Source organism: Bacteroides sp. MSK.20.82 (genome assembly GCF_019052485.1).
Lineage (GTDB): Bacteria > Bacteroidota > Bacteroidia > Bacteroidales > Bacteroidaceae > Bacteroides > Bacteroides thetaiotaomicron.
In genome coordinates, this window is sequence record NZ_JAHQUN010000108.1 from 1 (window position 1) to 2,956 (window position 2,956).

Annotated in this window: 5 protein-coding genes; all 5 read right to left on the minus strand. The window is 34.0% G+C overall.

Features of this window, described 5'->3' with window-relative positions; genetic code table 11:
* On the minus strand, window positions 1–362 hold a 362-nt coding region (locus KTR07_RS27870; RefSeq protein WP_217315573.1), incomplete at its 3' end, for a DUF4948 family protein.
* Window positions 363–429: 67 nt separating this feature from the next.
* Entirely contained in the window at window positions 430–1,035 is a 606-nt protein-coding gene (locus tag KTR07_RS27875; protein ID WP_004295470.1) for a hypothetical protein, read from the minus strand.
* Window positions 1,036–1,100: 65 nt separating this feature from the next.
* Window positions 1,101–1,721 carry a hypothetical protein gene (locus tag KTR07_RS27880; RefSeq protein ID WP_004295471.1) on the minus strand — a complete coding sequence of 207 codons (621 nt, stop codon included), beginning with the start codon at window positions 1,719–1,721 and terminating at the stop codon, window positions 1,101–1,103.
* A gap of 58 nt (window positions 1,722–1,779) precedes the next feature.
* Window positions 1,780–2,535 (minus strand): hypothetical protein, encoded by a 756-nt coding sequence (locus tag KTR07_RS27885; protein ID WP_004295472.1) that lies wholly within the window; start codon window positions 2,533–2,535, stop codon window positions 1,780–1,782.
* Between the two features lie 70 nt (window positions 2,536–2,605).
* Window positions 2,606–2,857 carry a hypothetical protein gene (locus tag KTR07_RS27890; protein ID WP_004319180.1) on the minus strand — a complete coding sequence of 84 codons (252 nt, stop codon included), beginning with the start codon at window positions 2,855–2,857 and terminating at the stop codon, window positions 2,606–2,608.
* Window positions 2,858–2,956: the final 99 nt, after the last annotated feature.

The window sequence follows — 2,956 nt, forward strand, 5'->3', positions numbered from 1 at the left end:
GTTCCCCATTCCCTGCGATCAACAAGGATAAAACCGCATCCAATCTCTGATAACAAGGAGTCGAGTAGGATTCGCTCCGGCTTCAACAGTCCATATACCGGAATGTCTTGTTCGTCATTCGTTTCATGGAATGTATCGCTTTGTTCTGTTGAATCAAGTATAATGACCTCTTCCGGAGAAAGCGGCGGGTAGTGAAAACTACCTTCTGAACTCTCTGCCATGATTTCGTACACCTTACGGAACGCCACCTCGTGCGTGGTGAAATGGCGTATCATTTCCTCGTCCGACGGCGGCATGGGAGGCTCTCCGCAGCTTGCGGCAAGCAGGATTACAAATAACAGGATTATGATTGGTGTTCTCATTTTCTAATGTTTAATGGTTTGACGGGGAACGGCGTTAGTCCGTTATCCCGGCTTGTTAATATTAAATTTATGTTTCCTGATAGATTGTTTCAGAATATAATTCTGTCGAAAGAATAATAGATTTTAATTCTCCATTAGACTTATAATCAAATGAATGTTGTAACGTATCCTGTTCAATATCATTTCTATCAAATTGTCTTATAACTATTTTTTGTAGGCGGTCATTTTCATAAAAATATGTTTCTTCTCTACTTCCACGAGAACCCTTTGAATACATTTTCTCTATTTTACCATTACTTCCATATAGATAATATCGGACATTCACAATACGTTTGCTATTATCATATGCAATAGTTTTCATGAGTTCCTTTTCATAAATGAAAAAGGTGTAATAGAATTGATTTTTAAGTTCCAAGCCCTCTCGGATTTCTATAATTTGATTTTTTACATCGAAATAATAAGTAAATAGGTTATTAGTTGTTTTGAGAGAAGTTACATTTCCAACTATTTTCCCTTGCTTAAACCTGTTTCTTTGATAAGAATAAGGGGATATTTCGTAGAACTCACCTTTGTAATTCTCTTCCCTTACAACATTCTTATCAATTTCTCTTTTCAATTCATCAAACATATTTCTCAATGAATTAAAATCATCTTTCAATTTATCAGGTATCATAGTGTTTCCTTTTAATATTAATGTTTGGTGGCTAACCGACCTTTCAGGGGTAGTTAAGCCGCTTGTTAGCAACCTCTTTTCGTTTTATAGATTATTTCAGAATATCCATTTGGAAATGATTTGGTAATACTTTCTAAAGCCCCATCGTCTTGATATTGGAATATATGAATTAAATCATTACCACTATTACCCTCAATATCATATTGTTTGACTTCAATATGTGTCAAAGCATTTTCTTTATAGATATAATTCTCTTCACGGCAACCATACCTACCACATAACTGTGACCGTTTCAGCTTTCCGCCCTCAAAAAAGTAATGGCATACATTCATCAAATGTTTTCCATTATCGTATAGAATACTTTTCACAAGATTGTCTGTATAATACAGGAAAGTGTGATAAAACTGATTTTCAATAGAACAACCAACCTTAACTTCTACGATTTGATTTTGGTTATTAAATCCGTAGATACAAAGATTTTTGGTGCTTTTTATTGTATCAGGACGCTTTACAGGTTTTCCTTGTTTGCAACCATTACGCTGATAGGAATATGGAGTAAGTTCATAAAACTCGCCCTTATACAACTCAGTCCTGACAACATCGTCTTCTATTTGTTGCCTTATGGTTTCAAAGTCATTTTTCAATGCTTCAAATTCAGTTCTTATAGTTTCTCCAATCATTTTCATCTTTTTGGGGTTGCTAATGTTCGGCAGCGTTCCGCTTATTCAATCGGTTTGCTGTTTGTTATCGGTCTATTTCTTCTGTTTCAATCTTGCCTCCAAGTTGTTCAATTTCTTTTCGATATTCATCCACAATTATAGAGTTCCCTATTCCAAGTAAAATTTTATCTCTTGAACAAAATTCCTTGATTTCACTTAGTGGAACAGAAAATTTCTTTTTTAAGTACAGCATAATTTTAGGCAATTCATTTCCCTTGTCTGCAAGATATATATTGTAAATCTTAGGACTAATGATTGTCAGATAATCATCTAATTCCGTATTCTCAAATTGCACAAACTCGGCAGTTGGTAATATTGCATAACGAAAACAATCCGATTTTGTATCACAAAACACAATGGAATAACCGCCTCTGTTAAGTTGCTTGTTCATAGCTTGGAACAACAAAGGCAAATAGTCACCTCGGCGAATTTTGTCCCAATCCAAAGAATCCTCAAACTTTTTAGTGTTCCATAAGAAACGTTCTATCCCATAATTCTTTAACATCATCGTAATGGAACGCTTAACCTGCCCTGAATATTCTTCACCACTCCAATCAATAACTGCCATTCTGTGAGAAACTATAGCAAAACAAAGCATAATATCTACTTCACTAAATTCATTGTCTTCAGAGCTTGTATCGTACCATCCCTTTTCAAACATTTTCCTATGTTGAAGGACAAAGGTTCTCTTATCTATATTGAACAACTGAATCATTTCTAAAAATTCATCATAGTGTTCTTTTAATAACACTTTAGCGAATAATTGAAGTTTACTATCCATATTTTAATTTTTAGACCGATAATGTTTGTTGGATAATCGACCTTTGGAAGATTAATCCGTATGCTATCGTTTATTTCAACTTAATTAGTTTTTCATATTGACAAGAAACATCAAGAAGTTTATCTACTAATTCATCTCCAAGCCAACAATCTATTAGATATTTGCCATAACTTGGTGTAAACGAGTAAATATCTTTATCAATCGCATTAATCATATTTTCCAATTCTTTTTGTACATTATGTAATGCACCATCAGGAAGAGAAGTCTTCCTACATTCAAAAGGTTGCGCTAATATTCTTTTTACATCATCAAGTATATTCACACAACAACTTTTTACTGTTTCTTTTCTACTTACCATATTAAACGATAATGTTCGGCGAATAATCGTCCTTTAGGGAGATTGATACGCTTGTTATCTGCC

Excerpts from the sequence above, each read along its gene's own strand:
- KTR07_RS27875 (WP_004295470.1), bottom strand. The coding sequence starts at position 1,035 with ATGATACCTGATAAATTGAAAGATGATTTTAATTCATTGAGAAATATG.
- KTR07_RS27880 (WP_004295471.1), bottom strand. The coding sequence starts at position 1,721 with ATGAAAATGATTGGAGAAACTATAAGAACTGAATTTGAAGCATTGAAA.
- KTR07_RS27885 (WP_004295472.1), bottom strand. The coding sequence starts at position 2,535 with ATGGATAGTAAACTTCAATTATTCGCTAAAGTGTTATTAAAAGAACAC.